The organism is Propionibacterium ruminifibrarum (assembly GCF_900289195.1).
Taxonomy (GTDB): Bacteria; Actinomycetota; Actinomycetes; order Propionibacteriales; family Propionibacteriaceae; genus Propionibacterium; species Propionibacterium ruminifibrarum.
Map to the genome: position 1 here is coordinate 1 of NZ_OMOH01000013.1, position 23870 is coordinate 23870.

16 protein-coding genes and 1 CRISPR repeat array are annotated in these 23870 nt (G+C 70.0%); of the genes, 12 read left to right on the forward strand and 4 right to left on the reverse strand.

Annotated elements, in window-relative coordinates:
* Positions 1-341: 341 nt before the first annotated feature.
* The 4 genes from narH to moaA form a co-directional block, all read right to left on the reverse strand.
* Positions 342-1859, reverse strand: a complete 1518-nt coding sequence (gene narH / locus PROPJV5_RS11445; RefSeq protein ID WP_119716495.1) for a nitrate reductase subunit beta — start codon at positions 1857-1859, stop codon at positions 342-344.
* Positions 1859-5560, reverse strand: coding sequence for a nitrate reductase subunit alpha (locus PROPJV5_RS11450; protein ID WP_119716527.1), 3702 nt, complete (start codon positions 5558-5560; stop codon positions 1859-1861). Before PROPJV5_RS11450 ends, narH begins: the two co-directional genes overlap by 1 nt.
* A 178-nt stretch (positions 5561-5738) precedes the next feature.
* On the reverse strand, positions 5739-7073 hold the full coding sequence (locus tag PROPJV5_RS11455; protein ID WP_119716496.1) for a nitrate/nitrite transporter: 1335 nt from the start codon (positions 7071-7073) through the stop codon (positions 5739-5741).
* Positions 7074-7398: 325 nt separating this feature from the next.
* Positions 7399-8433: a GTP 3',8-cyclase MoaA gene (gene moaA / locus PROPJV5_RS11460; protein WP_119716497.1), complete on the reverse strand. Its 1035-nt coding sequence runs from the start codon at positions 8431-8433 to the stop codon at positions 7399-7401.
* A 94-nt stretch (positions 8434-8527) separates the two neighbouring features.
* On the opposite strand from moaA, the gene mobA reads away from it, so the two are divergent.
* From mobA to cas2, 12 genes are all read left to right on the forward strand, one after another.
* Positions 8528-9178 (forward strand): molybdenum cofactor guanylyltransferase, encoded by a 651-nt coding sequence (gene mobA / locus PROPJV5_RS11465; RefSeq protein WP_119716498.1) that lies wholly within the window; start codon positions 8528-8530, stop codon positions 9176-9178.
* Positions 9179-9330: 152 nt separating this feature from the next.
* Entirely contained in the window at positions 9331-10605 is a 1275-nt protein-coding gene (locus tag PROPJV5_RS11470) for an ATP-binding protein (protein WP_119716499.1), read from the forward strand.
* A gap of 226 nt (positions 10606-10831) precedes the next feature.
* Positions 10832-11341: a molybdopterin-binding protein gene (locus tag PROPJV5_RS11475; protein WP_119716500.1), complete on the forward strand. Its 510-nt coding sequence runs from the start codon at positions 10832-10834 to the stop codon at positions 11339-11341.
* A gap of 294 nt (positions 11342-11635) precedes the next feature.
* The gene (locus tag PROPJV5_RS11480) at positions 11636-12037 is read left to right on the forward strand and encodes a TOBE domain-containing protein (RefSeq protein ID WP_119716501.1); all 402 of its coding nucleotides are present in this window, start codon (positions 11636-11638) and stop codon (positions 12035-12037) included.
* Positions 12038-12165: 128 nt separating this feature from the next.
* Positions 12166-12945, forward strand: coding sequence for a molybdate ABC transporter substrate-binding protein (modA, locus tag PROPJV5_RS11485; RefSeq protein ID WP_119716502.1), 780 nt, complete (start codon positions 12166-12168; stop codon positions 12943-12945).
* A 71-nt stretch (positions 12946-13016) separates the two neighbouring features.
* On the forward strand, positions 13017-14936 hold the full coding sequence (locus PROPJV5_RS11490; protein ID WP_220474429.1) for an ABC transporter permease: 1920 nt from the start codon (positions 13017-13019) through the stop codon (positions 14934-14936).
* A gap of 73 nt (positions 14937-15009) precedes the next feature.
* Entirely contained in the window at positions 15010-15804 is a 795-nt protein-coding gene (locus tag PROPJV5_RS11495) for a PhzF family phenazine biosynthesis protein (RefSeq protein WP_182858703.1), read from the forward strand.
* Positions 15805-15963: 159 nt separating this feature from the next.
* A complete protein-coding gene (locus PROPJV5_RS11500; protein WP_119716504.1) occupies positions 15964-16617 on the forward strand; it encodes a sugar O-acetyltransferase in 654 nt (217 codons plus the stop codon).
* Between the two features lie 137 nt (positions 16618-16754).
* Positions 16755-19580 (forward strand): cation-translocating P-type ATPase, encoded by a 2826-nt coding sequence (locus tag PROPJV5_RS11505; protein ID WP_119716529.1) that lies wholly within the window; start codon positions 16755-16757, stop codon positions 19578-19580.
* Positions 19581-19911: 331 nt separating this feature from the next.
* Positions 19912-20700: a hypothetical protein gene (locus PROPJV5_RS11510; protein WP_147385443.1), complete on the forward strand. Its 789-nt coding sequence runs from the start codon at positions 19912-19914 to the stop codon at positions 20698-20700.
* 316 nt (positions 20701-21016) lie between these two features.
* A complete protein-coding gene (gene cas4g/cas1g / locus PROPJV5_RS11515) occupies positions 21017-22348 on the forward strand; it encodes a CRISPR-associated endonuclease Cas4g/Cas1g (RefSeq protein WP_239018494.1) in 1332 nt (443 codons plus the stop codon).
* A gap of 5 nt (positions 22349-22353) precedes the next feature.
* Positions 22354-22638, forward strand: a complete 285-nt coding sequence (cas2, locus tag PROPJV5_RS11520; RefSeq protein ID WP_119716506.1) for a CRISPR-associated endonuclease Cas2 — start codon at positions 22354-22356, stop codon at positions 22636-22638.
* 172 nt (positions 22639-22810) lie between these two features.
* Positions 22811-23870: direct repeats of the CRISPR family, unit length 36 nt; unit sequence ATTTCCCCATCTATTCAGATGGGGCTCCATTGAGAC.

A 23870-nucleotide genomic window follows, 5' to 3' on the forward strand; every position in this document is an offset into this window, starting at 1 on the left:
GTGTGGGGGCCCCTGCAGGGCTCGGCTGCGGGCATCCGACGTCGGCCCGTCAGGGCCGGCAGTCGGCGGGCGGGCAGGGGCCCCCACACCCCGCGGACGCCCAGCGGCGGACGCGGCGGTTGAAGGGAGGGTTCCCACCCCCCGCGGGCGCCCAGCGGAGAGTGTAGTGGCTGCGGGGTCCTGCGAGGGCCCGCGCTCGGCTGCGGGCATCCGACGTCGGCTCGTCAGGGCCGGCAGTCGGCGGGCGGGCAGGGGCCCCCACGCCCCGCGGGCGCCCAGCGGCGCCCAGCGCGGATGCAATGGCCGCGGGACCGTTGGAGGCATGGTGCCGGGGGCGGTCATCACAGCACCTGCAGGGGGATCGACGGGCGGCCGGTGCCGCGGGCCGTCGGGAAGAAGGCGTCGTCGTCGAAGCCGCGGATGGGGCAGCCCTCGAGCTGGGCGATGCCGCGCGGCAGCTCCGCGTGCGTCGTCGGGACGACGAAGCGGTCGTCGTACTTGGCGATCGACAGCAGCCGGTACATGTCCTCCATGTCCTGGCCGGTCATGCCGACCGCGGCGGGGATCGCCTCGTCGCCCTCGGCCCCCATGAAGACGTCCCGCATGTACGAGCGCATCGCGGCCAGGCGGCGCAGCGACCGCTCCACCGGGGCGGTGTCGCCGGCGGTGAACAGGCCGGCGAGGTACTCCAGCGGGATGCGCATCTGCGCGAGCGCCGACAGCAGCACCTTGTGGTTCTCCCCGTCACTGCCCGAGGCGGTCACCGCGTCCACGACGGGCGACAGCGGCGGGATGTACCAGACCATCGGCAGCGTGCGGTACTCCGGGTGCAGCGGCAGCGCCAGTTCGTAGTCGCTGATGAGCTTGTGGATAGGCGACTCCTGGGCGGCGACGAGCCACGAGTGCGGCACGCCGTTCGCCTTGGCCTGCGAGATCACCTCGGGGTCGTGCGGGTTGAGCAGGATCTCGCGCTGGGCGGCGTACAGCTCGGTCTGGTCCGGCCGTGAGACCGCCCAGTCGACGCGGTCGGCGTCGTAGAGCACGACACCGAGGTAGCGTAGCCGGCCGACGCAGGTCTCGGAGCAGACCGTGGGCTGGCCCGCCTCAAGACGCGGGTAGCACAGCGTGCACTTCTCGGCCTTGTGGGTCTCGTGGTTGAAGTAGACCTTCTTGTACGGGCAGCCCGACACGCACATGCGCCAGCCGCGGCACTTGTCCTGGTCGACGAGCACGATGCCGTCCTCGGCCCGCTTGTACATGGCCCCGGAGGGGCACACCGAGACGCACGTCGGGTTGAGGCAGTGCTCGCAGATGCGCGGCAGGTAGAACATGAACGAGTCCTCGATGGTCTTCGAGACCTGCAGGTTCATCTGCTGCAGCACCGGGTCGGTGTCGAGCGTCTCCATCGAGCCGCCGAGGTCGTCGTCCCAGTTCGGGCCCCACTCGATCGTGTCGATCGTCCGGCCGGTGATCTGGGAGCGGGCTCGGGCCGTGGGGATGTTCTTCTGGCCCGCGGGGGCGCTCAGCAGCCTGTCGTAGTCGTAGGTCCACGGCTCGTAGTAGTCGGCCATCCCGGGCAGGTACGGGTTGGCGAAGATCTTCGACAGCGTCGACAGGTGCCTGCCGAGGCGGGGCACGACCCGGCCCGAGGCGGTGCGCCGCCAGCCGCCGTGCCAGTTCTCCTGGTCCTCCCAGCCGCGCGGGTAGCCGACGCCGGGGCGGGTCTCCACGTTGTTGAACCACATGTACTCGGTGCCCTCGCGGTTCGTCCACGCCTGCTTGCAGGTGACCGAGCAGGTGTGGCAGCCGATGCACTTGTCCAGGTTCATCACCATGGCGATCTGGGCCATGACCTTCATCAGAACTGCACCTCCTGGCTGCGGCGGCGGATCAGCGTGACCTCGTCGCGCTGGTTGCCGGTGGGGCCGTAGTAGTTGAACGCATAGGAGAACTGCGCGTACCCGCCGATGAGGTGGGTCGGTTTGATGAGGATGCGGGTCAGCGAGTTGTGGATGCCTCCCCGGCGGCCGCTGCGCTCGGTGAGCGGGGTGTTCGCCACTCGCTCCTGCGCGTGGTGCATGAACACGGTGCCCTCGGGCACGCGGTGGCTCACGATCGCGCGGGCCGCCACGATGCCGTTGCGGTTGTACGCCTCGACCCACTCGTTGTCGCGCACCCCGATCTTGTCGGCGTCGGTCGGGCTCATCCAGATCGTCTGGCCGCCGCGGCCGAGCGTGAGCATGTGCGGGTTGTCGTAGTACTGCGAGTGGATGGCCCACTTGTTGTGGATCGTCAGGTAGCGCACCGCGACCTCGGCCGTGCCCTCGGCCGAGACGCCCTGGTAGCCGACCGGGCGTTCGCCGTACAGGTGCTGCAGGTTCACCGGCGGGCGGAAGACGGGCAGGGACTCGCCCATGTCGCGCATCCAGTCGTGGTCGACGTAGAACTGTGGGCGGCCCGTCAGCGTGTGCCACGGCTTGTGACGCTCCATGTTCTGCACGAACGCCGAGTAGCGGCGCCCGCCGTGCTCCGAGCCCGACCACTCCGGCGAGGTGATCACCGAGCGCGGCTGGATGACGACGTCGGCGAAGGTGATGCGTCTCTCCTCGTCGCCGGCCGACAGGTCGGCCAGTTCCGTGCCGGTGCGCTGCTCCAGCGTGCGGAAGCCCTCGGTGGCCAGGCGCCCGTTCGTCGTGCCCGACAGCGCCAGGACGGCGTTGATCGCCTTCTCGTCGGTGTCCAGCAGCGGCCGGCCCAGCCCGGCGCCGCCGCGCGCCCGGCCGTTGAGGTCGCCGAGCTCGGCGACCTCGCGGTCGGGGTGGTAGGCGATGCCCTTGGTGACCATGCCGGCGCCCTCGGTGAGCGGGCCGAGGGTGTCGAACTTCTCACCGATCCTCGTGTAGTCGCGTTCGACGCCGACGATCTTCGGCATCGTCACCCCCGGGATCCAGCCCTCGCGGTCGCCCACGATCCCGCCGGGCGTGGTCAGCTCGTCGGGGCTGTCGTGGCCGAGCGGGGCGGCGACGGCGTCCACGTGCGTGCCCAGGTGCCCGGCCGCCAGCCGCGAGACGAGGTGGGCCAGGGTGCGGTAGAGCTCGAAGTCGGTGCGGGCCTCCCACGGCGGGTCGATGGCCGGGGTGAACGGGTGCACGAAGGGGTGCATGTCGGTGCTCGACAGGTCGTTCTTCTCGTACCAGGTGGCGGCCGGCAGCACGACGTCCGAGTGCAGCGTGGTGCTGGTGTTGCGGAAGTCGGCCGTCCACATCAGGTCGAGCTTGCCGGCCGGCGCCTCGTCGCGCCAGGTCATGGTGGCCGGGCGCCGCTCGGGCGGCAGCTCGTCGGCGTTGACGTCGTTGCTCGCGCCGAGCATGTGGCGCAGGAAGAACTCGGTGCCCTTCGCCGAGGAGCCGAGCAGGTTCGTGCGCCAGTTCGCCAGGATGCGGGGCATGTTCTCCTCGGCGTCCGGGTCCTCGGCGGCGAAGTGCAGCCGGCCCGCGGTCAGCTCCTGCGCGACGTACTCGCCAGGCGTCATGCCGGCCTGCGCGGCCGCGTCGCCGAGGGCGAGCGGGGAGCGGTCGAAGGTCGGGTAGCTCGGCATCCAGCCGCGCTGGGCCGACTCCACGAGGCAGTCCGCGGTCGTGCGGCCCGCCAGGGTGCGGGCGCCCAGCGGGCTGGCCATCCGCTCGGCCCGGGCCCCGTCGTAGCGCCACTGGTCGGTGGTCAGGTAGTACCAGCCGGTCGAGATCATCTGGCGGGCCGGGCGCTGCCAGTCGAGGGCGAAGGTGTAGTTCGCCCAGCCGGTGATCGGACGCACCTTCTCCTGGCCGACGTAGTGGGCCCAGCCGCCGCCGTTGACGCCCTGGGTGGCGCACATCGTGGTGAGCGCCAGGAAGGTGCGGTAGATCGTGTCGGAGTGGAAGTAGTGGTTGGTGCCGGCGCCCATGAGGATCATCGAGCGGCCGCCCGACTCGATCGCGTTGAGCGCGAACTCGCGGCCGATCTTGACAGCCGCGCCCGCCTCGACGCCGGTCAGCTCGGCCTGCCAGGCCGGGGTGCCGCAGGTGGAGGCGTCGTCGTAGCCGGCGGGCCACTCGCCCGGCAGCTGCTCGCGGCCCACCGCGTAGTGGGCCAGCAGGATGTCGTAGACGGTGGTGACGAGCCGCCCGTTGACGCGGCGGGCCGGTACGCCGCGGCGCACCACGCCGGCGCCGATGCTGTCCTGGCCGTCCTGGGCGGGCAGGTCGAAGCGGGGCAGCAGGATCTGAGCCGGCTCCCAGTCGTCGGTGTCCATGAGCGACATGACCGGGTCGACGCCGTCCAGGGTGAGGTTCCAGTGGCCGGCGCCCTGGGGACCGAAGTGGTCGGCCAGCGTGCCGCCGGGGTCCTTGACGGTGCCGTCGGCGTCGAGGACGAGCGGGCGGAACGCGGGGTTGTCGGTGCGCTCGCAGGTGCCGGCCGGCATCTTGTCGGCGGTGAGGAACTTGCCGGGGACGAACGCCTGCGCGCCTGCGAGGCCGTCGGCGCCCGCGCGGGCCGTCTCGTCGGCCTCGTCCAGTTCGACGAGGAAGGGGGCGTCGGAGAAGCGCTTCATGTAGTCCAGGAACATGGGCTCGCGGCGTCCCACGTGGAACTCGTTGAGGATGACGTGGCCCATCGCGAGGGCCAGGGCGCCGTCGGTGCCGGGGGCGACGCGCAGCCAGTCGTCGGCGAACTTCGTGTTGTCGGCGAAATCGGGGCTCACGACGACGACCTTCTGGCCGTGGTAGCGGGCCTCGACCATGAAGTGCGCGTCGGGCGTGCGGGTCAGTGGCACGTTCGAGCCCCACATGATGAGGTACTGGCTGTTGAACCAGTCGCCGGACTCGGGCACGTCGGTCTGGTCGCCGAAGACCTGCGGGCTCGCCGGGGGCAGGTCGGCGTACCAGTCGTAGAAGCTGAGCATCGTCGCGCCGAGGAGCTCGTGGAAGCGGGCCCCCGCGCCGTAGGAGAGCATGCTCATGGCCGGGATGACGGAGAAGCCGGCGATCCGGTCGGGCCCGTGGGTCTTGATCGTGTGCACATAGGCGGCGGCCACGATCTCGGTGGCCTCGGACCAGCTCACCCGCACCATGCCGCCGGTGCCGCGGGCGCTCTTGTAGGCCCTCGCCCTGACCGGGTCGCCGACGACGTCGGCCCACGCGTCCACGGGGTCGCCCAGCCGCTGCTTGGCCTCGCGGTAGGCGTCCAGCAGGACGCTGCGCACGTACGGGTACTTGATGCGGGTGGGCGAGTACTCGTACCAGCTGAACGAGGCGCCGCGCGGGCAGCCGCGGGGCTCGTACTCGGGCATGTTCGCCCCGGTGCTCGGGTAGTCGGTGAACTGGGACTCCCAGGTGATGATCCCGTCCTTGACGTAGACCTGCCACGAGCACGAGCCGGTGCAGTTCACGCCGTGCGTGGAGCGGGCGATCTTGTCGTAGCTCCAGCGCCGGCGGTAGAAGGCGTCGGCCTCGCGGCCGCCCTCGAGGAAGATCTGGCGGCCCGAGGCGTCCGTCGTGCCGCGGCGCAGCCACGACCCCATGCGCAGGAGCGGCGAGGCCTTGGCCGGGCCGGCGGTGGCCCGCGGGGCCTTGGCGGAGCGTCCGGCCTGCGGGGGCTCGGTGCCGTCCGGGCGGGCCCGCCCGCCGGCGGGGCTGTCGCTGATGTCGGTGCTCATGGCGAGACTCCTTGAGGGATCGAGCTCTGACGGGTCCGGCCGGTCAGCCGGGGAAGGGTGCTGCGGGGCGGGCGTACTGGAACCAGCAGATGACGGCGCAGACGGCGGCGTAGACCGCGCAGATCCAGAACCAGGTGCTGGCCGACATGCTCGACAGGGCCACGCCGACGAAGAACGGGCCGAACGAGGCGATGGCGGCGGTGAATCCGATGGCCCCGCCGGCCTGGCGCTGGGGCATGATCATCGGCATCTGCTTGAAGGTGCCTGCGTTGCCGATGCCGCTGAAGAAGAAGAACACGAGCATCGCCCACAGGAAGCCGGGGAACTGGCCCGGGTCGCTCGGGTTGAGGAACAGGGCCGCCCAGACCAGTGTGCCGGCGACGCCGACACCCGAGACGAAGGTCCACAGGGCGCCGCCGAAGCGGTCGCACAGCGGCCCCCAGGCGACCCGCACGATCGAGGCGATGAGCGGGCCGAGGAAGGCGTAGGTGGCGCCGCTGGGCAGGTCGGCCATGCCGGCGAACCGGCTCGTCGCGCCGTAGGTGTTGTTGATGAGCAGGCCGAACTGGGCGCTGAAGCCGCTGAACAGGCCGAAGGTCATGACGTACATGAGCGTCATGAGCCACGTGTTCGGGTTGCCGAAGATGTCGATCTGCTGGCGGAAGTTGGCCTTGACCGGCACGTCCTTGAGGAAGACGAACGCCAGGACGGCGGCGACGATTGCCCACGGCACGAAGAAGATCGCGGCGTTGTGCACCCACAGGTCGCCGCTGCTGGTGTGCTGCGGGGCGATCCAGGTGATGCCGAACAGGCCGAAGGTCATGAGGACCGGGCCGACGATCTGGATGACCGACATGCCGAGGTTGCCGATGCCGGCCTGAAGGTTGAGCGCCGTGCCGGACAGACGCTTCGGGAAGAAGTATCCGGTGCTGGGCATGTAGCCCGAGAAGGTGCCGCCGCCGATGCCGCAGGCGATGGCCAGGGCGATGAGGACGCCGTAGGCGGTGTTGGGGTTCTGCACTGCGAAGAACCAGCCGACCATCGGGATGACGTACAGCAGGGAACTCCAGCCGACCAGCCTGCGGGTGCCGACCACCGGGGGCAGGAACATGTAGACGAGGCGGATGATGCCGCCGGACAGGCCGGGCATGGCGGTGAGCCAGTACAGCTGGCTCGTCGTGAGGTCGAAGCCGATCGCGCCCAGCCGGGGGGCGATGGCGCTCACGAGGAACCAGACGCAGAAGGCCAGGACCATCGAGTAGGTCGAGATCGCCAGGGTGCGCCAGGCGAGTCTGGAGTCCCAGCGGGATTCGTCCTCGGGGTCCCAGTCGGTCATGACGTGCTTGGACGCCGATGGGCTCTTCGCAGCGGCGGGCATGGTCTTCCTCTCACTCGCCAGGCTCCCTGCGCGCCGGGCCGGCTGTCGCGGTGCCGGACCGCCGGCGCGCGGGAGATTAAACCCGGGTTCACCACAAAAAATAGTGGGTCGGTGGTCCCGGGTGCCACTCGGGGTGGCGGAGCGCAGTGGCCCTCGCCTCGTGCTCGGCGGGCTGCGTCGGCCCGCAGCGGTGGTGCCGGGGCCGCCCGCCGCCCGCCAGAAGGCCGGCCCGGCGTCGGTGAGGCGATCCTTCGGGCCGGCGCGGACGGTACCGGCTGTCTGGCGGCAGGTCCTCGTAGCTCATGGCGGGGTGGCCAGGGGATATTCAGCCGCCGATGCGGCTCATCGTGCGGCTGGGGGTGGCGAACTCGGCGCTGTCGAGGCCGTGGGCGGCCGGCTTGGCCCACATCGCGTCCTGCCACGCCCGGGCGAGCGCGGCGTCGTCGGCGCCGGCCCGCAGCGGCCCGCGCAGGTCTGTTTCGCCCGTCGAGAAAAGGCAGCTGCGCAGCTGCCCGTCCGCGGTCAGCCGGGTGCGGTCGCAGGCCTCGCAGAAGGGGGCGCTCACCGAGGCGATGATGCCGACCGTGCGGGCGGGGTCGCCGTTCACATGCCACAGGCGTGCGGGGGCGTGCGGGTCGTCCACCGGCGCCGGGCTCAGGCGGTGCGTCCTGCCGAGCAGGGCGAGGATGTCGTCCGCGGTGATGAGCCGACCGCGCCGCCAGGCCTCGAGGGGGCCGATCGGCATCTGCTCGATGAAGCGCAGCTGGACGCCCGCATCGAGGCAGAAGTCGAGCAGCGCCGGGGCGTCGGTGTCGTTGACCCCGCGCAGGAGCACCGCGTTGACCTTCACCGGTGTCAGCCCGGCGCGCTGGGCGGCGGCGATCCCGGCGAGCACGTCGGGCAGGCGGTCGCGGTGGGTGATCCGCGCGTAGTGCTCGGCGTCGGGCGTGTCGAGCGAGACGTTGACGCGAGTCAGGCCGGCGTCGGCCAGGGCCTGCGCCCGGCGGGCGAGGCCGAGGCCGTTCGTGGTGAGCGCCAGCTCGGGGGTCACGCCCTGGTCGGTGCGCAACGAGGCGGCCTCGGCGACGATCGACTCCAGGCCGCGGCGCAGCAGCGGTTCGCCGCCGGTGAACCTGATCGTCCGGATGCCCAGCCGTTCGACGCCGATACGGCACAGGCGGGATACCTCGGCGTCGGTGAGGGTTTGCTCGGTGGGCAGCCAGTCGAGGCCCTCCGGCGGCATGCAGTAGCTGCAGCGCAGGGTGCAGCGGTCGGTCAGCGAGACGCGCAGGTCGCGGGCGACCCGGCCGAACCGGTCGACGAGGGCGCCTGGGATGGCGCCGTGCTGCTGCGCGTCCATGCCTGCGACTCTAATGGCCCCGCCGCGGCCGCCGGATCGCCGCGAGCGCGCGTTCGCCGTGGGCGGTGACACCGGCAGGGGGCATGATCGGGTCATGACCACGATCCCTGGGCCCGGCGGCCGACCGGTCTCGTGGCCCGCCGGAGGCGGAACCATCCACGGCATCGTCCTGGCCGGCGGCACCGGCGAACGCCTCGGCCGGGTGAGCAAGGCCGACATCGTCCTGGGCGGGCGGCGGCTGCTCGACCGGGTGCTGGACGGCCTGCGGCCCGCCGTGAACGGGACCCTCGTCGTCGTCGCGCCGGACTCGGTGCAGGTGCCCGCGGGCTGCCTGCGCACCCTGGAGGACCCGCCGGGCGGCGGCCCGCTGGCCGGTGTCGCGGCGGGCCTGGCCGTGCTGCCCGCCCCGACCGGGGCCGGCGAGTTGGTGCTCGTGTGCGGCGTCGACACGCCGGGGGCCGGCGCGCTCGCCGGGCGGCTCGGGCAGGCGCTCGCCGGGAACCCGGGCCACGACGGGGCCGTCGCCGTCGGCGGCGAGCCCGAACCCTACCGGCAGTACCTGCAGGCCCTGTACCGACGCGACCGGCTCGCCGGGCTGCTCGGCCGGGTGCCGGTACGCGATCGCGGGGTGACCCGCACGCTGCGCGTCCTCGACCTCGTCGAGGTGGCCGTGCCGGCCGACGTGTGCCGTGACCTCGACAGCCCGGCCGACCTGGCCTGGTGGGCCGACCGGCTGGGCGACTGACCCGAGGATGGCGAAATGGAGCGTAGCCGGTTGGCAGAATGACTGATTCGAGGATGGCAAAATGGAGCGTAGCCGGTTGGCAGAATGGTCGATAGAGCGTTGGTGGATGGCTGGCGACGCGCTGTCCGGCTGACTGGGAAGGGGATGCACCCATGCTTGCCACACCAGACGGCGACGCCCCTGGCGGCTATCTGCCGCGTTATCTGGACAGTGAGATCGAGGAGCTTCTCAGCGAACTCCCGGCATTGGCCATCGATGGCGCCAAGGGGGTCGGCAAGACCGAGACCGCCTCCCGGCACGTCGACGTCGTTCTCGAACTCGACTCCCCTGAGGTGCGCCAGCTCGTCGAGCTGGACATGACGACCCAGTTGCAACGTGCCGAGCGGTTGTGCGTGGACGAGTGGCAGAAGTACCCGCCCGTCTGGGACGGCGTGCGCAGGCTCGTCGACAAGGGCTCGGCGACCAGGTTCGTCCTGACTGGTAGCGCCACGCCGACGACGGGTGACACCCATTCCGGGGCGGGCCGTATCGTCTCGGTGCGGTTGCGCCCGTTGTCGCTCGCGGAACGCAGGTCGACAACTCCGACGATCTTCCTGTCCGAGCTGTTCGCGGGAACTGCCCAGATCGGCGGTGAGACGGACTTCCAGGCCGCCGACTACGCACGGGAGATCTGCGCAAGCGGTCTTCCAGGGATCAACCCACTGTCGCCGCGGGCGCGGCGAGCAGCATTGGACGGTTACGTCGAGCGGATCATCGACCGTGACATCCCCGAGCTTGGCGCCACGGTGCGTCACCCGGCCTCGCTGAGGGCATGGCTGAGCGCCTTCGCCGCGGCGTCCTCGACGACTGCCGGCCATGCGACCCTGATGCGGGCGGTCGCTCCGGGGGAGCCCGCCATGCCGGCCAGGAGCACGGCCCGGGTGTATAAGGAACTGCTGGCCAGGTTGTGGATCCTCGACCCGATTCCAGCCTGGCTTCCGACGATGGCGCCATTGTCACGTCTGACGAAGGGCGACAAGCACCAACTGTGCGATCCCGGCCTGGCGGCACATCTGCTGGGTGTCACCGAGCAGAAGCTGCTCAGCGGTGTCGCTGGCTCGGGGGAGGTTTTCGGACAACTCTTCGAGTCCCTGGCGGCCCTGTCCCTGCGGGCCGCGGCCAGCGGCTGTGAGGCCAAGGTGCATCACCTGCGGACACGCGACGGCCTGCACGAGGTCGACCTGATTGTCGAACGGTTCGACGGCTCGGTCATCGCCTTCGAGGTCAAACTCGCCAGAGTCGTCGGGGACCACGAGGTACGGCACCTGAACTGGCTCGGTGACCAGCTGGGCGGCCGGCTGGTGGACAAGGTGGTGCTCACCGCCGGGCGGGCCGCCTTCCGGCGCCCGGACGGCGTGGCGGTCATCCCCTTGGCGATGCTCGGCTGACCGGTTGCCGTCCGGCTGACACTGCGCGAGTCGCCGAATGCGAGAACGACCTTCGTCCCGGTCGTGTGCGGCCGCGCCGCCCGGTGGCCGTCGGGCGTCAGGGCAGGATCGTACTGTCCCTCCGGCGGCGGCTGGCTTAGAGTGGCGATGAGTTGTGTTCGCAGCCATCCGGGCCCAGGGCGCAGGTGCGACGACAAGTGCCCGGGGCGTGGGGAGAGGATGCCAGATGCCCGACCGCAACGACTTCGACCTGTCGACGATCACCGCAGCCGTCATCGTCATGAGCGACCGTGTGCTGTCGCAGGAACACCCCAACACCGCAGGTGAGGCATGCCGTGACCGGCTCCTGACAGAGGGGCTGTCCGACGTCGCGCTCAGCGTCGTCCCCGAGCGGAGGCAGGTGCTCGACGAGGAGCTCCGCGCCGCGGTCACCGCCGGCCGTCGCCTCGTCATCGTGCTGGGCGGCACGGGGTTCCGCCGCAACAACGACGCCCCCGAGGTCGTCCGCGACCTGGTCGAGGTGGAGCTGCCCGGCGTCGCCGAACTGATCCGCGCCCACGGGGCGGAGCACAGCCCGCTGGCCCCGCTCTCACGCGAGGTCGTCGGAGTCACCGGCAAGGACTCCGACGCCGCCCTGCTCCTCTGCTCGCCCGGCTCCAAGGGCGGCATGAACGACACGCTCGACGTGTTGCTGCCGCTGCTGCGCCACGTCTACATCCAGCTCGCCGAGAGCTGAACTACACCGGGCCCAGAATGAGTCCGATGAACGACGTGTCGACGTAGTGGATCACACTTCCTCACGATCTTCCTTGAGCAGTTGCTCAAGTGTCACGCCTGACGGCATCGAGTGCCGGGCCCATGGGGTGTGGGTTCGTCGCTGGGGGCTTGTGGCTCTGCCCTCGCGGATGAGGCGTTCAAAAGGTGTCGGTGTCGAGTGCCGAAGCGGGGGAGCGGTTGGGCGCCTTGTTGATCCGCTGATGCGGGTCAACTACGCGGAATCATCCGATTTTGCTATGGTTCATCCGTGCCAATGCATCGCATTTCCGACATCAGCAGACTGCTCGGGGTCTCGGACGACACGGTGCGCCGCTGGATCAGCACCGGCCTCGTGAAGGCTGGCCAGGACGACCAGCACGTGCTGCGGGTCGACGGCGCCTCGCTGGCCGAGCACCTGCTCGCCCAGCAGCACGACCACGCCGGCCTCGAGGACGGCTCGCGGTTCCAGTCGGCGCGCAACCACATCCAGGGCATCGTCACCGCCATCAAGTCCGACCCGGTCATGAGCCAGGTCGACCTCGTGAGCGGCAACTCCCGCATCGTCTCCCTCATCTCCACCGAGGCCGTCGAGGCCCTCGGGCTCGAGGTGGGTTCCATCGCGGTGGCCCAGGTGAAGGCGACCAACGTCTCCCTCGAACTGCCCGTCACCTCGTAGCGTCACCGCGTCCGCGACCGGTGATTCCGCGTCACCCGGCAGCAGCCGGAGCACCGCGGCTCCGCCCGGACCGTCACCGGGCGCCATCCAGGCCCCGGCACGAGGGGCCCTCTCATGCAAGGAGCATCATGAAACTCGTCCGCAGCATCGGGTCCGCCGCCGTCGCCGTCGCGCTGTCGGCAACCGTGGTCGGCTGCTCGTCCGGGGACGCCTCCTCGGACTCCTCGCAGGACGAGACCACCGTTCTCACCGTCTACGCCGCCGCCTCGCTGACGGCGAGCTACGACGAGATGGCCACCGCCTTCGAGACCGAGCACCCCGGCGTCGACGTTCAGTTCAACTACGCCGGCTCGCAGACACTCGTCGACCAGATCACCCAGGGCGCCCCCGCCGACGTGCTGGCCACGGCCAACACATCGACGATGAGCAAGGCCGTCGACGCCGGTGCCGTCGGCGAGACCACCGAGTTCGCCACCAACGTCCTCACGCTCATCACACCCGCCGGGAACCCGGCCGGTGTCACGGGGCTGGACGACTCGCTCGACGCCGCCCAGCTCGTCATCTGCGCGCCCGAGGTGCCCTGCGGCTCGGCCACCCAGCAACTGACCGAGCTGCTCGGCGTCACCCTCAACCCGGTGAGCGAGGAGCAGCAGGTCACCGACGTGGTCGGCAAGGTCACCAGCGGTGAGGCCACCGCGGGAATCGTCTACCGCACCGACGCCATGGAGGCCGGCGACCAGGTCACCGAGGTGCCGATCGAGGGCGCCGACCAGGTCGTCAACCACTACCCGATCGCCACCGTCAACGAGAGCGAGCACGCCGAACTGGCCCAGCAGTTCGTCGACTACGTCCTGTCCGACGCCGGCCAGGCCACGCTCAGCAAGTACGGCTTCAGCCCGACCGCCTGAGCGCGGGCGGCCCGGACGAGACGAGCAGAGCGGTGAGAGCACGCTCGCGGCGCGTCACGCCACCGGTCCCGGTGCCGGCCTGGCTGGCGGTGCTGGCCGCCCTCGGCGTGCTCTACCTGGTGATCCCGCTCGCCGGCATGGGCGCGGCCGTGCCCTGGGGGCGGTTCGGCGAGCTCATCACCGGCGAGGCCTCCCGGGACGCCCTCTGGCTGAGCCTGCGCACCTGCGCGGCCGCGACCGTCACCGACCTGCTGCTCGGCGTGCCTCTGGCGGTCGTGCTGTCCCGGTCCTGGCGCGGGGTGCGGCTCGTCCGCATACTCGTCGCCCTGCCCCTGTCGCTGCCGCCGGTCGTCGCCGGCCTGGCGCTGCTGGCCACCTTCGGGCGCCGGGGGCTGGTGGGGCAGGTGCTCGAGGGGGTCTGGGGCGTCCGGGTCGGCTTCACGACACTGGCCGTCGTCATGGCGCAGGTCTTCGTCTCGCTGCCCTTCCTCGTCATCACCCTCGAAGCCGCCCTGCGGTCCCGGCCGTCGGGGCTGGCCGAGACCGCCGCGTCGCTCGGGGCCGGGCCCACCAGGGTGCTGCGCTCGGTCACGCTTCCCCTCGTCGCACCGGCCCTGGCCCGCGGCACCGCGCTGTCACTGGCCCGCTGCCTGGGCGAGTTCGGGGCGACGCTCACCTTCGCCGGCTCGCTGCAGGGCGTCACCCGCACCCTGCCGCTGCAGATCTACCTGGCCCGAGAGACCGACTCCGACAACGCCCTGGCGCTCGGCGCCCTGCTCGTCGTCGTGGCCGCAATCGTCGTCGCCGTCACCGAGTGGACGCCCGGGCGTCGCAGCGGCCCCGTGAGCGAGGGGGAGCAGGCGGCCGCCGAGCCGGCCGGCCCCGGCCCGGCCCGCTCCCTGCCCGCCGCGCCGGTCGACCTCGACGGGGGCCTGTCGGCCAGGGACTGGCGCATGAGGCTTCAGATCCCCGCCGGGCAGGTGCTCGCCGTCATGGGGCACAACGGCTCGGGCAAGTCGACGCTCGCCGGGATCGTCGCCGGGCGGCTCCGCCTGGACAGCGGCCGCCTGCGCATCGGCGACCGGCTCGTGGATGGCGAGCACACCTTCGTCGAGGCACGGCGCCGCGGCGTGACGATGCTCGGCCAGGACCCGCACGTCTTCGGCCACATGAGCGTGCTCGACAACGTCGCCTTCCCGCTGCGCTGCCGGGGCGTGCCCCGAGGCAGGGCCAGGCAGGGCGCTGCCGAACAGCTCGCCGCGGTCGGCTGCGCGCACCTGGCCGGACGCCGTGGCTCCCAGCTGTCCGGGGGCCAGGCCGCGCGGGTCGCCCTGGCCAGGGCGCTGGCTTTCGAACCGGCCGTCCTCGTCCTGGACGAGCCGACCGCCGCCCTCGACGTCGAGGCGTCCTCGCACGTCACCCGGGTGCTCGCCGCCCGCCTGGCCGGGGCGGGCACGACAACGATCCTCGTCACCCACGACGTGCTGGAGGCCCTCGAACTGGCCGACGCCATGATCGTCCTCGACCACGGCCGGCTCGTCGAACGGGGCGAGCCGGCCCGGCTGATCGCCCGCCCGGCCAGCGCCTTCACCGCCCGCCTGGCCGGGCTCAACATCGTCGACGGCCCGCTCGTGGTGGGCGACGACGGGCTGCCCGGCGTGGCCGTCGGCGACCGCCGCCTCGCCGCCGCGCAGCTGCCCGAGGGCGCCACGCTCGCGGCGGGCGACCGGGTCGCCCTGGTCTTCGCCCCCGAGGCGGTCGGCCTGCACGCCGCGCCGCCGTCCGGCTCCCCGCGCAGCGCCCTGCCGGGCGCCGTCGAGGCCGCCGACGAGGCGGGCGGGCTCGTCAGCGTCCGGCTGGGGCTGGATGGCGGCGCCGTCATCCGCGCCCGGGTGACGACCGCGGCCTGGGCCGAACTCGGCGCCCCGGTCGGCGGGCGGCTGTGGGCCGTCGTCAAGGCCACTCAGGTGCGAGTGGTGCCGCTGGCGTGACCCGGGCCGAGTGAGCCGACCGGCCGCGGCCGCCCGGTGGAGAACCGGGCGCGCCGAGGGGATGATTGGGTGCATGAGGCTCGAGTACTACGTGGTCGACGCGTTCGCCGAGCGCCGGTTCGGCGGCAACCCGGCGGGGGTGTGCGTGCTCGACGAGTGGATCGACGACGCGGTGATGCAGGCCGTCGCCGCCGAGAACCGGCTGTCGGAGACGGCGTTCACCGTGCGGCAACCCGACGGCGGCTACGAGCTGCGCTGGTTCACCCCCACCTGCGAGGTGGACCTGTGCGGGCACGCCACCTTCGGCGCCGCCTATGCGCTCTTCGGGTTCCACGAGCAGGAGGCCGGCCGCATCGACTTCCGCGCCACGATGAAGGGCTACGAGCTGTCCTGCGAGCGCGACGCGGACATGGTGCGGATGGAGTTCCCCCGCATCGTGCCCGTCCCCTTCCGCTGCGGGGACGACCTCGGGGCCGCGCTGGGCGTGGAGCCGGCTCATGTGCTCGCGACCGACCGCGACCTCGTCTGCGTCTTCGACGACGAGGATGCGGTGCGGGGCATGCGGCCGGACTTCGGGCTCGTCGCTGGCCTGGCGCACGGGCTCTCGGTGTACGTGACGGCCCCCGCGGCCGACTACGACTACGTCGCCCGCGCCTTCTGGCCGAAGATCGGCATCGACGAGGACCCGGTCTGCGGGTCGATGCAGTCCGCCCTCGTGCCCTACTGGTCCCAGCGTCTCGGTCGGAGCGCGCTCGTGTGCTTCGAGCCGTCCGAGCGCGAGGGCACCGTGTGGTGCCGGGACCTCGCGGACGCGGTGAGCATCTCCGGGCACGGCAGGCTCTACCTGCGCGGCGAGATCGAGGTGTAGGGAGCCGGAACGCCGGGGTGGGGCACCGGCGGGCAGGGACGAGCCGGGCACCCGCTCCGGGCCCCGGGCACCGGGAAACGCACCCCTGCTTCTCAGAGAAGCCTTCTGGCAGGACGGCCGGCCGCCTTACCATGAGGGGGTCGGGGGAGAGGAGCCATCATGGACGAGCGCAACGGCACCGACGCGAAATATCACGACATGCTGAATTCCGGCGAACTCTACGACGGCGCCGGCGGGGAGCTCATCGCCTACCAGCACGAGCTCGCGGTGAAGCTCAACGAGTTCAACGCCACGCCCGACACTCCCGAGGGGCTGGCCGAGCGCGACCGGCTGCTGCGCGAAATGCTCGGCACCCACGGGGAGGGCCTGCGCGTCGTCCCGCCGGTCGCGGCAGGCTACGGGCTGCGCCACGTGCACGTGGGGAGGAACGTCGTCATCGGCCCCAACGTGAGCATCGCCGACGACGGCGACGTCTTCATCGGCGACGACGTGGTGATCGGCCCGAACGTTTCCATCGTCACGACGGAGTACCCTGTCTCGCCGCGGCTGCGCCGCCACAAGCTGCAGTTCAACAAGCCCGTGCGCATCGGTGACAACGTGCTGGTCTGCGCGGGGGCCGTCATCCAGGCGGGCGTGACCGTGGGCGAGAACTCCATCATCCGCGCCGGGGGCGTGGTGATCCGTGACGTGCCGGCCGACTCCATCGTCGGGGGCGTGCCCGCCCGCGTCCTGCGCCGGATCGACGAGGTGGAGGACCGCTTCTACGACCACGGCAGACCCATCCCGCAGGAGATCCTCGACAAGTACCAGTGAGGCTGCGGCACGCGGTGCCCCCCTGTGGGGCCGCCACACACAGCCGGCGCAAGGCTGAGCCTGTGCCTACCGCCAGCGGTGAGTGAACAATGGGCCTGGTCAACGGCATCACTCACCACGCACAGGAGACACCCGCGATGACCACGACCGCTCCAGCCGGTCCCTCAACACCCGACAGTGACGCCGCCTGGCACCCCTCGGTGCTGAGCCCCGACGAGGTGCTCGCCCGCATGGGTGCCGACGCCGAGCAGGGTCTCAGCCCGGCCGAGGCGGCGTCCCGGCTGGAGCGCCACGGCCCCAACGAGTTGGCCGGCGCCCCGCCGGTGCCGGCATGGCGCCGTTTCCTCGCCCAGTTCGCCGACCCGCTCGTCTACCTGCTGCTCGCCGCCGTCGGCATCTCGGTCGCCGCCTGGGTGCTCGAGGGCGCCGCCGGCGTGCCCATCGAGGCCGTCGTCATCGTCGCGATCCTGCTCGCCAACGCCATCATCGGTTTCGTCCAGGAGAACCGGGCCGACGACGCAGTCGCGGCCCTGTCGACCATGACTGCCGCCACCTCGACGGTGCTGCGCGGCGGGCGGCTGGACACGATCCCCTCCGCCGAGGTCGTGCCCGGCGACATCCTCGTCCTGGCCGAGGGCGACGCGGTCGCCGCCGACGCCCGTCTCATCCAGGCCAGCGCGCTGCGCATCCAGGAGTCCTCGCTGACCGGCGAGTCCGAGGCGGTCGACAAGACGCCAGAGGCGCTCGACGCCCCGGCCGGCATCGGCGACCGCCACGACATGGTGCACAAGGGCACCGACGTGGTCTCCGGCGTCGGGCGGGCCGTCGTCACCGCCACCGGCATGGCCACCGAGGTGGGCCGCATCGCCACCCTGCTCGACGAGACGCCCGAGGAGGACACGCCCCTGCAGCGCGAGATCGCGTCGATCTCCAAGGCGCTCGGCCTCGTCGTCATCGCCATCGCGGTCATCGTCATGGGCGTCATGGTGCTGGTCAACGGCGTGCGCTCGTTCCACGAGCTCGTCGACGTGCTGCTCACGGGCGTCTCGCTCGCCGTCGCCGCGGTCCCCGAGGGCCTGCCGGCGATCCTCACCGTCGTGCTCGCGACCGGCGTCCGGGCGCTCGCCCGCCGCAACGCGGTCATGAAGACACTCCACTCGGTGGAGACCCTCGGTTCCTCGTCGGTGATCTGCTCGGACAAGACCGGCACCCTCACCCGCAACGAGATGACCCTGCGCACCGTCGTCTCGGCTGCGGGACGGGCCGAGCTGACCGGCACCGGCTACGCACCCGACGGCGAACTGGTCGTCACCGGCGACCGGGACGCGGTGCGGGCGGTGCTCGTGGGCGGTGCCCTGGCCAATGACGCGCAGCTGCACCATGACGACGGCGAGTGGACGATCCAGGGCGACCCCACCGAGGCGGCCTTCCTCGTCGCCTGCGCCAAGTCCGGTCTCGACGCCGAGCTGGCCGGCTGGCGGCGCCGCAGCGAGGTGCCGTTCAGCTCCGAGCGCAAGATGATGTCGGTGCTCGTCGAACGAGACGGGCAGCGGCGGGTCTGGTCCAAGGGCGCCCCCGACGTGCTGCTCGGGCGCTGCACCGACGAGCGCGTCGGCGGGGTGGTCCAGCCGCTCACCGAGACCCGCAGGGCCGAACTGCTCGGCCTCATCGAGGATCTGTCCGCCAACGGCTACCGCACCCTCGGCGTCGCTGCCCGTCCCGGTGACGGCATCGGCGAGCTGACCGAGGGCGACGAGCAGCGGCTCGCCTGGACCGGCGTCGTCGGCATCATCGACCCGCCGCGCAAGGAGGCCGCCCAGGCGATCGGGCAGGCCCACCGGGCGGGCATCCGCACCATCATGATCACCGGCGACCACCCGGTGACCGCCTCGCGCATCGCCGCCGACCTGGGCATCAGCGGCGACCGCGAGCCGCGGGCCCTCACCGGCGCCCAGCTCGACGGGCTCGGGCCCGGCCGGCTGCCCGGCGCCGTGCGGGACGTGGACGTCTACGCCCGGGTCGCGCCCGAGCACAAGCTGCGCATCGTCGAGGCCCTGCAGTCCGACGGCAGCACGGTGGCGATGACCGGGGACGGCGTCAACGACGCCCCCGCCCTCAAACGCGCCGACATCGGCGTCGCGATGGGCATCACCGGCACCGAGGTGACCAAGCAGGCCGGGCGGATGATCCTGGCCGACGACAACTACGCGACGATCGTCGCCGCGGTCCGGCAGGGCCGCGTGATCGTCGACAACATCAAGAAGTTCCTGCGCTATCTGCTCAGCTCGAACATGGGCGAGGTGTGCACGGTGCTGTTCGGCGTGCTGCTCGCCGGGGCGCTCGGCCTGTCCGACCCGGCGAACCCCGGCGCCACCTTCGTGCCGCTGCTCGTCACCCAGATCCTGTGGATCAACCTCGTGACCGACTCGACGCCGGCCCTGGCCATGGGCGTCGACCCCGAGATCGACGACGTGATGGCCAGGCCCCCGCGCCGGCAGACCGACCGCATCCTCGACCGGGCCATGTGGATCAGGATCATCGCCGTCGGCGCCGTCATGGGCCTGGTGACCCTCGCCGTGTACGACTTCGCGCTGCCCGGCGGCCTGTTCACCGGCATGCTGTCCGGCGTGCCCACCGGCGAGCAGTTCGCCGTGGCCCGCACGATGGCGTTCAGCACCCTCGTGTTCGCCCAGCTGTTCAACGCCCTCAACTCGCGTTCGGCCGACGGCTCGGCCTTCCACCGGCTGTTCAGCAACCGCTGGCTGTGGGCCTCGCTCGGCCTGGGGGTCGTCCTGCAGGTCGCCGTCGTCGAGATCGGCTTCCTGCAGTCGGCCTTCGGCACCACCTCGCTCGACCTGGCCCACTGGGGCGTCGTCGTGGCCGCGTCGAGCCTCATCCTCGTCTACGAGGAGATCGTCAAGGCCGTCCACCGGGCCGTGACCCGGGCTCGGCGGAAGCGGTGAACGAACCACCGGCACCACTGCCCTGACTGTCGCCCACGGGGCGAGAGATCGGCAGCGGGAGTTCCCCCGGACCACTGGCCAGCGCCACCCGGCCGGCAACGACCGCAGTGGACCCCGGGAATTCCCCCGACTGGTGATGCCTGAACCGGCTGACGGCGCGTCTCGCGTGGCGTAGATTGCCGCCCAAGGGCGACAGGGCACGGCTTTCTCAAGGACAGGATCTTTCGGATCATGACAGTGCGCAGCAGCGGGTCGGGACGAGGAGCCGGCGCGATTCGTCACGTGGGTTGGTTTGCCGGGTCGAGGCCGTCGCCGAGAAAGGGGCCGGGCCATGCCTGATCGCTCTCGCGGCGTGGCGTCCCGGCGGGTGGCCGCCATCCGCTGGGAGCTGCGCACCCGCCGTCCCTATCCGGCCTGGGCGGGTATTCTCGCCACCGATCGGCTGCGCCATCTCGTGGTCTCCGGGCTCGACGAGTCCACCGACCCGGAGGACTTCCTGCTCACCGGGCACGGCGCCGGGCCGCTGACGGAGCATCGTTTCGGTTACCACGCGCACGCCCACTGGCTGTGGATCGAGGACGACGAGCAGCACGTCGTGGGGCTGGCGCTGTGGTGCAGGCCCGGGCTCGCCGCACCGCAGCGGGACCGGGTGCTCAGCGTCAGGCGCCTGAGCCGTCCGGATTTCAATGATGCGGGTTTTCAGCCCGGCGATCTGAGCATCAGCGGTGTCGGTTCGGCCGCCGACGCCCTGCCGGAGCTCGGGAGCGGGCTTGTGAGCACGGCATGGGCGTCGGCTGTCCCCTATCTGCTGACGCTGCACACGAAACGGTCCCGCCAGTGGGAGGATGTTGTCGCCCAGGACGTGCAGCGGTACCTGGATCATTACTACGGGGTGGGTGCTGTGAGGCTCATCACTCTTCAGTTCGGCAGGGCGGCGTCGAATTACCGGACGAGTCGGTGGGATCCGGCGGATTCCCCCTCTGAGGCCGTCTGGATCGAGCGCATGGAGGTGGACGTCCCCCTGACCGGGCCGGTCTGCCTCGGCCGCCACAGCCACTTCGGTTTCGGCCGCTTCGTGCCGCTGGCCGACGGGCTGGTCACCGATCCGGGCCTGCCATGAGCGAATACGCGGCCCAGCCCGGTTTTCTCCCGGCGAGGATGCTGAACGAATTCGTCTACTGTCCGCGGCTGTTCTACTTCGAGTGGGTGGATCAGCGCCGGGAGTCGAACGACGACATGACCGAGGGCAGAATCGCCCATCGGCCGGTGGACTCCCGCGGAGGCCGCATGCCCGAAGAAGGCGGGGAATCGGGTCCGCGAACCACGTACTCCGTGGCGCTCAGCGATGAGGAGTGGGGGCTGTCCGCGGTCATCGACCGGGTGGACCATCGTGAGGGTGTCAGGGTCCGGTCGATCACAAGAAGGGGCACCCACAGATCGATGGGGAACCGTGGGCTGCAGATCGCGCTCAGGTGCTCGCCTACGCGGCACTGCTCGACGCAGCCGGGTACACCGTCGATCATGCCGAACTCTTCTACGCCGAAGATCATGTGACGGTTCCGGTTGCCTGGGATGACGATGCCGCGACCGAGCTGCGTGGGCTGGTCGCAGCGGCTCGGGACCTTGCGGAGTCACCGGTTCCTCCGCCCCCGCTCATTGACAGTCCACGCTGCCCCCGCTGCTCGTTGGCTGGGCTGTGCCTTCCCGATGAGACGAATGCACTGACCGAACGGCATGCGGCGACCAAGAAAAGAGTGCTTCCCCGCAACCCTGATGAGCGGCCCCTGTACGTGACCGAGCAGGGGGCGTATGTCTCATCCAAGGGTGGCCGTATCGTCGTCAGCAAGGACGGTGAGGAGCTGGCCGGCCTGCGTCTTCTCGACATCTCACAGCTGTGCGTGTTCGGTCATGTCCAGATCAGTACGCAGGCCATTACTCGCCTCCTGTCGGCTGGTGCCCCAGTGCTGTGGATGAGCTACGCGGGATGGCTCAATGGCTGGGCCCAGGGGAGCCCGAGCAAACATGCTCAGCTCCTGAGGCGACAGGTATTGTCACCCAACGGCGCGGCGATCGCCAGCCAGATCATCTCGGGCAAAATACGTAACCAGCGGACGATGCTGCGCCGTAATGCGAAGCCTGCGATCGAACCAGCGGTGCTGGACAGCCTTCGTGAACTGGCCGAGTCGGCTGCTGAAGCCGACAGTTCTGCGTCATTGCTCGGCTACGAAGGAACTGCGGCCAGGCTCTATTTCGAGAACTTCACCCAGATGCTCAGTCCCCAAGCCGAATTTGGTCAGGAGTTCGATGCCAATGGGCGGACGCGCAGGCCTCCAAAGGACCCGATCAATGCTCTGCTGGGGCTGTGCTACTCCCTTCTCGTCAAGGATCTCGTCGCTGTCTGCCTTGGGGTGGGGCTCGACCCCTACATAGGTGTGCTCCACGCGTCACGATATGGGCGCCCGGCGCTGGCGCTCGATCTTGCGGAGGAGTTCCGGCCCCTGGTGGCCGACTCCGTGGTACTGAACGTGATGAACAACGGCGAGATCGGCTCTGAGGACTTCACGCGCAGAGGCATCGGTTGTCAACTGACGAAACAGGGACGCAAGAAACTCATCGGCGCCTATGAGCGAAGGCTTGAGACAGAGGTCACGCATCCGGTCTTCGGCTACAGGATCAGTTACCGCAGGTGCCTTGAGGTTCAGGCCCGTCTGCTCGCCGCGGTGCTGATCGGAGAGATCCCAGGGTACAGGCCCTTCGTGACGAGGTGAGGAACATGGCGAGACGCCGCTATCTGATCGCCTACGACATAGCGAATCCGAAAAGGCTGAGGGCCGTTGTCAAGTTGATGGAGGACTTCGGTACCCGGCTGCAGTACTCAGTCTTCCTGTGTGATCTCAGGCGGGCAGAGCTCGCGGTCTGGCGTGCGGCCCTGGCGGACGTTGTCGAGTTGAAGGAGGACTCGGTGATCGTCATAGACTTGGGGGCAGTGGGTGTGACCCCGATCGAGGTCATCGGTCTGGCGAGGAACCTTCCCGGTCACGGCGCCGTCGTCGTGTGAGGCCTGCGAGAGGTCCTGCCCCGCCGGTGCCCCGCGGGACCGCTCGCAGCCTTGCCAGAGGCCTGTTAGCGTTGACAAAACCATAGCGATGACCTACGATCTGGGAGTGCTGGTGGGACCGCTCGCAATCGGGTTCGTTTCCCCTTGTCAGATGTCACAAAATCTGATAGCGATTTCCCCATCTATTCAGATGGGGCTCCATTGAGACCTGACCTTGGGCTTGTACTTGCGCAGGAGCTCGCCCCTATTTCCCCATCTATTCAGATGGGGCTCCATTGAGACCCCCACGAGCCGAGCGTGGTGTTGTCTCCGGCGTCGAATTTCCCCATCTATTCAGATGGGGCTCCATTGAGACGTGCCGTTCACGAAGGGGATGAACCGCTTCTTGCCCATTTCCCCATCTATTCAGATGGGGCTCCATTGAGACCACACCTCGTGCCGAGTAGCGCTGGTCCTCTCGGTCGATTTCCCCATCTATTCAGATGGGGCTCCATTGAGACCCCTCGCGCCGACGATCTTCTCGCGCATTCGGTCCAGCCATTTCCCCATCTATTCAGATGGGGCTCCATTGAGACCGGTGCCGGTGACCTGGCTGATACCGATCATGGCCAGATTTCCCCATCTATTCAGATGGGGCTCCATTGAGACATTTGGCATGGTGGTGTGCCTCACTTTCGCTTCGTATTTCCCCATCTATTCAGATGGGGCTCCATTGAGACACCTGACCGCCGGCTGCAAGAACCCGTCCGGGCAGGCATTTCCCCATCTATTCAGATGGGGCTCCATTGAGACAGTACACCGCCAGCGAGGACTCGTGGGCCACCCTGCACATTTCCCCATCTATTCAGATGGGGCTCCATTGAGACCTATCCTGCACGGCAACCGAAACAGGAATACCCTGAATTTCCCCATCTATTCAGATGGGGCTCCATTGAGACCCGACGGTGTTCTTGGACGGCCGGTCGTTCGGAATCTCATTTCCCCATCTATTCAGATGGGGCTCCATTGAGACATGCCGCGGCCCCAGTAAACGCCATCACCAGACCCCTGAATTTCCCCATCTATTCAGATGGGGCTCCATTGAGACAAGCTCAACAATTGCATAAGGTTCGGGGCACTCATCATTTCCCCATCTATTCAGATGGGGCTCCATTGAGACAGTGGCATGTCCCCACGGTTGCGTCTGACGGGTGCGTATTTCCCCATCTATTCAGATGGGGCTCCATTGAGAC

Coding starts and splice junctions, on each gene's coding strand:
- narH (WP_119716495.1), bottom strand. CDS start 1,859: ATGAAGGTCATGGCCCAGATCGCCATGGTGATGAACCTGGACAAGTGC.
- PROPJV5_RS11450 (WP_119716527.1), bottom strand. CDS start 5,560: ATGGGGTCGTGGCTGCGCCGCGGCACGACGGACGCCTCGGGCCGCCAG.
- PROPJV5_RS11455 (WP_119716496.1), bottom strand. CDS start 7,073: ATGCCCGCCGCTGCGAAGAGCCCATCGGCGTCCAAGCACGTCATGACC.
- moaA (WP_119716497.1), bottom strand. CDS start 8,433: ATGGACGCGCAGCAGCACGGCGCCATCCCAGGCGCCCTCGTCGACCGG.
- mobA (WP_119716498.1), top strand. CDS start 8,528: ATGACCACGATCCCTGGGCCCGGCGGCCGACCGGTCTCGTGGCCCGCC.
- PROPJV5_RS11470 (WP_119716499.1), top strand. CDS start 9,331: ATGCTTGCCACACCAGACGGCGACGCCCCTGGCGGCTATCTGCCGCGT.
- PROPJV5_RS11475 (WP_119716500.1), top strand. CDS start 10,832: ATGCCCGACCGCAACGACTTCGACCTGTCGACGATCACCGCAGCCGTC.
- PROPJV5_RS11480 (WP_119716501.1), top strand. CDS start 11,636: ATGCATCGCATTTCCGACATCAGCAGACTGCTCGGGGTCTCGGACGAC.
- modA (WP_119716502.1), top strand. CDS start 12,166: ATGAAACTCGTCCGCAGCATCGGGTCCGCCGCCGTCGCCGTCGCGCTG.
- PROPJV5_RS11495 (WP_182858703.1), top strand. CDS start 15,010: ATGAGGCTCGAGTACTACGTGGTCGACGCGTTCGCCGAGCGCCGGTTC.
- PROPJV5_RS11500 (WP_119716504.1), top strand. CDS start 15,964: ATGGACGAGCGCAACGGCACCGACGCGAAATATCACGACATGCTGAAT.
- PROPJV5_RS11505 (WP_119716529.1), top strand. CDS start 16,755: ATGACCACGACCGCTCCAGCCGGTCCCTCAACACCCGACAGTGACGCC.
- PROPJV5_RS11510 (WP_147385443.1), top strand. CDS start 19,912: ATGCCTGATCGCTCTCGCGGCGTGGCGTCCCGGCGGGTGGCCGCCATC.
- cas2 (WP_119716506.1), top strand. CDS start 22,354: ATGGCGAGACGCCGCTATCTGATCGCCTACGACATAGCGAATCCGAAA.